Origin of the sequence: Clostridium sp. UBA6640, assembly GCF_002455975.1 — a bacterium.
Taxonomy (GTDB): Bacteria; Bacillota; Clostridia; order Clostridiales; family Clostridiaceae; genus Clostridium_J.
Window position 1 is genome coordinate 7,840 of sequence record NZ_DKLM01000041.1, and the last position, 6,251, is coordinate 14,090.

The 6,251-nt window shown below is 26.9% G+C and carries 4 protein-coding genes; all 4 read left to right on the forward strand.

All coding sequences use genetic code 11. The features are described from left to right. Nucleotides 1-411 precede the first annotated feature (411 nt). A complete protein-coding gene (locus B2W91_RS04400; RefSeq protein ID WP_291579065.1) occupies nt 412-1,245 on the forward strand; it encodes a hypothetical protein in 834 nt (277 codons plus the stop codon). Nucleotides 1,246-1,643: 398 nt separating this feature from the next. Beyond that, nucleotides 1,644-2,510, forward strand: coding sequence for an MBL fold metallo-hydrolase (locus B2W91_RS04405; protein WP_291579066.1), 867 nt, complete (start codon nt 1,644-1,646; stop codon nt 2,508-2,510). Between the two features lie 11 nt (nt 2,511-2,521). After that, nucleotides 2,522-4,393 carry a helix-turn-helix domain-containing protein gene (locus B2W91_RS04410; protein ID WP_291579067.1) on the forward strand — a complete coding sequence of 624 codons (1,872 nt, stop codon included), beginning with the start codon at nt 2,522-2,524 and terminating at the stop codon, nt 4,391-4,393. Between the two features lie 344 nt (nt 4,394-4,737). Next, nucleotides 4,738-6,123: an MATE family efflux transporter gene (locus B2W91_RS04415; RefSeq protein WP_291579068.1), complete on the forward strand. Its 1,386-nt coding sequence runs from the start codon at nt 4,738-4,740 to the stop codon at nt 6,121-6,123. The last annotated feature ends 128 nt before the right edge of the window (nt 6,124-6,251 follow it).

Below are 6,251 nucleotides of genomic sequence, written 5' to 3' on the forward strand. Positions count from 1 at the left end.
AAAAAATTTTATTTTAAGAAATTCACTAAGAGTGAATTTCATCCTAAATTTTTTATTCTTCATTATTAATTTCTTAGCTATTGCTACAGAATGTTTAAAGTTTAAATGATACAGGAAGAAAAAATAAACATATATAAATAAAACTAAGAGTGTGAAGCCTAATCACACTCTTAATTTTATTTATATATATTTATGAGTGAAATTTAAGAGTTTTATTAAAAATTAGTGCAATTATTACATTTTAAGGTCAAAATAGGCAACAACTCTATTATTGGCATGAGAAAAATATTATACTAAAATTGGAAAATCATACAAAATAACAATTATACACAATAATGTTTGATAATTTACTTTTACTGCATATATAATTTGAAGTTATATGGTGATTAAAAGAGAAGGAGACTTTTAAGAATGATTAAGCGGTTAAAATTTATTTTGAAATTAAACATGGAAAATAAAAAGAATTATTTAATAGCACTTATATTTATGCTATTTATAGGGTATCAAATGCACGCTTTCAATGGCGAAGAAATAGGAGTCTTTAGAACAGGGTATGACTTTTTTATATATGTATTAAGCGATCATTTTAGTATAACTTTTGTTTTTACGGCTGGATACATACTTTATATTTTTAACTTAAGAAAAAGTGAACAATTAAAAAAATGTTTAATTTTAAAATACAACAGTAGATTAAGTTATTATAAAAACTGTATAATAATTATCTCTGTGTCAAGCCTTATATTTATAGGAGTTATAGTACTGATTTGTACTATTTCTTCAGTTATAAAATTGCCATTTAACAATGAGTGGAGTAAGTTTTTTAAGAATTATTTCGATGTTTATAATGATAATAATTTATTAACCATGACGGAAAAGATTTTACCTAGTACGGCAATATTATTAAATCTATTATTTTTATTTTTATACTTTAACCTTATAGGAATGATAATTTTTGTGGTTAGTACATTATTTAATCAAGGTTTTATAACTACTATATTAGCCTATAGTCCAAGTGTTTTAAGTCAAGCAGTTGAAACAAAAGGACTAGTTAAATATAACAACTATGCTGTACATTATAATACAGCAATTACACGGCATAACTTTGCAACAGTAGATGGAAGACCTACTATAATGTTTTCTTTAGTTTACTGGATAATTTTAAATTTGATTTTTATATTAATAGGTATATATATTTTTAAAACTAAGGAAGTAAAATTTGAAGAAAGAGAGATAAATATACTTTAAAGCAATTAATTTAAAGTATGTTAAAAAAATATTATTAAGCTAGTAAGTTAAAATAACATAAATTAATCTTTAATCCCCATAAAAGCCAGGTTGAACAGCAATCGTGTTCAACTTGGTTTTTTACATATTTTAATGTCTTTTGATTAATTATTGCTTAAGTAGTATTATATAAATATATTACAATTGAAACTTAGAGTAATTCAGAGTTATGAATATTTCTCAGCATAAACTGAGTTCGCCATAACCATTACATTACGATATGTATAAAAAATGGCGAACAATGTTCGCCGCTACAAAATATATTAAAGAAATTAGTTTGATTAAAACTAATTTCAACCATAATTGTCAATTGTCCATCGTCAATTCTCCATTGATGATAGTTGCTTGGGAGGAAATTTATGAAAATTAAAGTCTTAGGATCAGGAGGATGTGTTGCACTTCCGCTGCCTACTTGCCAATGCGAAGTTTGTAATGAAGCTAGAAACAAAGGGGTACCCTTTTCAAGAAGCGGGTGCTCAATATTTATTGATGATATAAAAACTATTATAGATACTCCAGAGGATAGTGTTTATCAAATTAATAGAGAAAATATAAGTGAAGTTAAAAATATATTATATAGTCACTGGGATCCAGATCATACACTAGGTATGAGAGTTATAGAGCATCTAAAGTTAAGATGGCTTGAAGTTTTAGTTGATAATAAACCTGCTGATAATAAAATATCCCTTTATGGACTTTATGATGTTATTGAAGATTTGAAACAAATAAGAAATAAATATGGCTCTTATCTAGGGTATTATGAAAGTACAGGATTGATTGAAATTAAGAGCTTAAATGAACATGAATCTATAACTATAGACAATATAAAAATAAGTTTTATCCCAGTAAAAACTCCTGATACATCTACAATATTTGTTTTTAAAGAAGGAGAAAGAAAACTTATATATGCTCCTTGTGACATAAAACCTTTTCCAAAAGATGAGGAAATCTTTTATAACGCTGAATGTATGATTTTAGGAAATGTTATACCGGATGAGCCATTAAAGGATGGATACTTTATACCAGAAGATAATATATTAAAACAAACTCTTTTTACCATGGAGGAAGTTATAGAAATTAAGAATAAGTATAATATAAAAGAAGTAATAATAACTCATATTGAGGAGGATTGGGGAAAATCTTATAGCGATTATATTAAATTGGAGGAAAAATATAGGGATCAGAATATAAAATTTGCCTATGATGGCATGGAAATCAATTTGTGAGGGGATGCTAAATGAGGTTAGAGTATACAAGTTTTAGAGAAAATTTGCCAGTAGAAGTTGAGTTAGTAAGTATTAAAGAATACCCTATACATTGGCATAAACACCTTGAGATACTTTTTGTATTGAAAGGAACCATTAACGTAACTATTGAGTCAGAAACCTATGAGGTTGAAGAGAGAGAAATTGAAATTATAAATACAGAAGAAGCTCATAGGATTTATAGTGATGATGAAGAAAACAAAGTATTAATGTTTCATATAGATTTAAAATTTTTTGAACAATTTTATGAAGATATAAAAAACATGTTCTTTTATGTTAACTCATCTGATGTGGGAGTTCAAAATGAAGAAAAATATGAAGTAATACGAAATTATTTATCTATAGTGCTTTGTGAAGTAGTACAAAAGCAGGATGATTATGATGAAATGATAGAAGAAACATTAATTGAACTTTTATATCATCTTATAAATAATTTCCACTATTTAATGTATGAAAAAGAAGAGCTTAAGGACAATGAAGAACAACTTGAGAGATATCACAGAATAGTTAAATATATTTATCATAATTATAATAATAAGATTAGCCTTCAAGATATTGCAAAGAAGGAATTTTTAAGCACACATTATCTTTCACATGAAATTAAAAATACTATGGGATTGAGTTTTAAAGAGTTTGTTAACTTGACTAGAGTTGAGGAATCTATAAAACTTTTATTAGATACAGATATGACAATTTCTGATATATCTGAAGAAGTAGGATTTTCTCATAGTAGATATTATAATAAGCATTTTAAAAAACATTATAAACTCACTCCTAAACAATATAGAAAGAAATATAAAGTAGATGAAAAGGATCTTGAGAAAATAAAAAAAATAGATTATTTGGATATAAAAGAAGCTATAGATTATGTATCTGAATATCTAGATGATTACGAAAGATTCAATTATGAGGAAAAAATAATAAGACTTCAAATAGATGCAGCTGAATCAAAGGGGAATTTCAATCATAATTATAAAGAAGTGATTTATCTAGGGTATGGTTATGACCTTTTAAAAGAAAATCATAGAAAATATATAAAAGATATTCAACATAATATAGGATTTGAATATGGGAAAATTACAAAACTATTTTCAAAGCACTTAGGAATATTTGAAAACAGCGAGTTTATAAATTTTATGTATATAAAACAAATAGTAGACTTTCTTTTGAGTATGCAGTTAAGACCGTTTATTGTAATCGAAAATAAAAACTTTGAAGATGATAATTTACTATATATATTGAAATATTTTATAAAATTTTTTACAGAAGAGTATGGAGCTTATGAATTTAAAAAGTGGAAGTTTCAGCTTCATAATTCTATAGAAGGTGAGTTAAAGGAGCAAATTATAGAATTATTTACAGAACAATATAGTCTCCAACTTATAGATGAATCTTATGTAGAAAACAAAAATGTAAATCCCATATATGATACCTCTTATATGCTTCCATATATAATAAACAAGGCAACTTTAGAGACAGAATCCAAAGATTCTATAAAAGCAGTAGATGTAATACAAAAGGATATAAAGATAGACAATCAGCTTTTTATAGGTGATAGTGGAATTATAAATAGCTTTGGAATTAAAAAGCCATCTTATTTTGCTTACTATCTTTTAAGTCAATTAGGTGATACTTTAGTGTGTAAAGGTGAAGGATATATTGTAACTTCTAAGGGAGATGATTTACAAATCCTTTTATACACCCATAGTGAAGATTTAGAGAATCTTATTGAACTTGAAGAACTTAGGAAAAAAAGAGGAAGTAAAAATGTTAAAGAGAAGAAATATTTCTTAAATATAACGAATCTTTATCATGATTATAGAGTNNNNAAGTATAAAATTTAAATATGCTAGAAAAAGTACAGTATTTCACTTAGCTCCTAATATAGATGGCTATGGTGCAACACTAATTTTACTTAAAAAAGTACAAAAGCACCCTTTTTAGGGTGCTTTTATACTTTTTTGAAGAATAAAGTTTAACGCAAAGTCCTTAAAAATGTACTTTTTATAGAGCAAATAGGTGAGTGCATATATTTTTTTGTACCATTATAATAGTAGTATAGGAAGTAGAGACGTTTTTTAGAAGGGTATTAGTACAAAAAGCATTGATGAAAGAGAGTGGTAATTTAGGAAATGAAAAATAAAGAAATAAAATTAACATTTAATACTATTAATACGAGGTGGATAACATGGGATTGGACAATAGAATTTTTTCTGACGGAAAGGTAGGTCGGTTATTACTTAAGTTTGCATTGCCTACGGTAATATCGATGTTCGTTGCAGAACTTTACAATATGGTAGATACTTTTTATGTAGGCAGATATGTAGGGGCTAATGCTATAGGCGCGTTAACAATAGCATTCCCAATTCAAAGACTACTTTCATCAATAGCATTATTAATTGCAGTTGGAGCTTCTACTGCGGTAGCCAGGAATTTAGGAGAAGAGAATTATGACGATTTAAAGAAAACTATAAGTAATGCCTTCATATTAACTTTAATATCTCTTACGGTAATACCACTTATAATTTTTACATTTAAATCATCTATTATAACAAAGTTAGGTGCAAGTAATACTATATTTCCATATGCAAATCAATATATAAGTATCATATTATTCGGTGGAATATTTCAAGCATTTACATTTGTACCTTGCTATATAATGACAGCTCTAGGAAATAATAAGGTAACGATGATTGCAACGTCAATAGGAGCTATATGTAACGTAATTATAGACTATGTATTAGTTGTAATATTCCCGATGGGAGTTATGGGAGCTGCAATAGCGACAGTAACGTCGCAAATAATATCATTTATATTTGTAATGTATAAATTTTCGAGAGTTAAAAGTGCTTTAAGATTAAAGCTAAGTTTTAGTTTAGACAATGCTATAAGTAAATCTATAATGGCAATAGGATTTTCAACCTTTATGATTGAGATATCGGATGCAGTGGTTGCTGGATTATTAAATAACATACTGGCATCAGAAGGCGGAGATGCAGCGATTATAATTGTAGGAGTTGTAACAAGAATTTCAATGTTCTTATATATAACAGTAATAGGAATAAGTTCTGCTATGCAACCAATTGCAGCATTTAATTATGGAGCTAAGAATTATAAGAGATTAAAAGAAATAGTTAAAAAAGCTATTATTGGAGTTGCAGTAACTTCTGTAATACTTTGGGTAGGAATGTTGATATTTGCAGAACCTATAATAGGAAGTTTCTTAAAAGAAAAAGACTTATTACCACAGGCTGTTAAAGCATTTAGAATGTGTATATCATTATTCCCTACAATAGGGATTTACTATGTAGCAATATATTTTTATCAATCAATTGAAGAAGCAAGAACAAGTTTTATACTTTCAATATATAGACAGTTAATATTATTTATACCTATAGTAATACTTCTAGTAAAATCGTTAGGAGTAACAGGAGCTTGGATTACTTATCCAATAACTGATATAATTTCAGCTGTAACTGGATTTTATTATATTAGAAAAGCAATAGCTTTGGTAAATGAAGAAAGAGAAGCTCATATAAAATCTAAAGAGATAAAATCTCTAAATTTCTATTAATAATTTAATATTACAAATTAAGGTGTCTTAAAAAACTAGTCAATATTCTGGTTATTTTATTTCAGATGCCTGAAATGTGCAATCTATAGTTAGGGTATTCACTTTAATTCTTCCTTTGCAATGTTTGT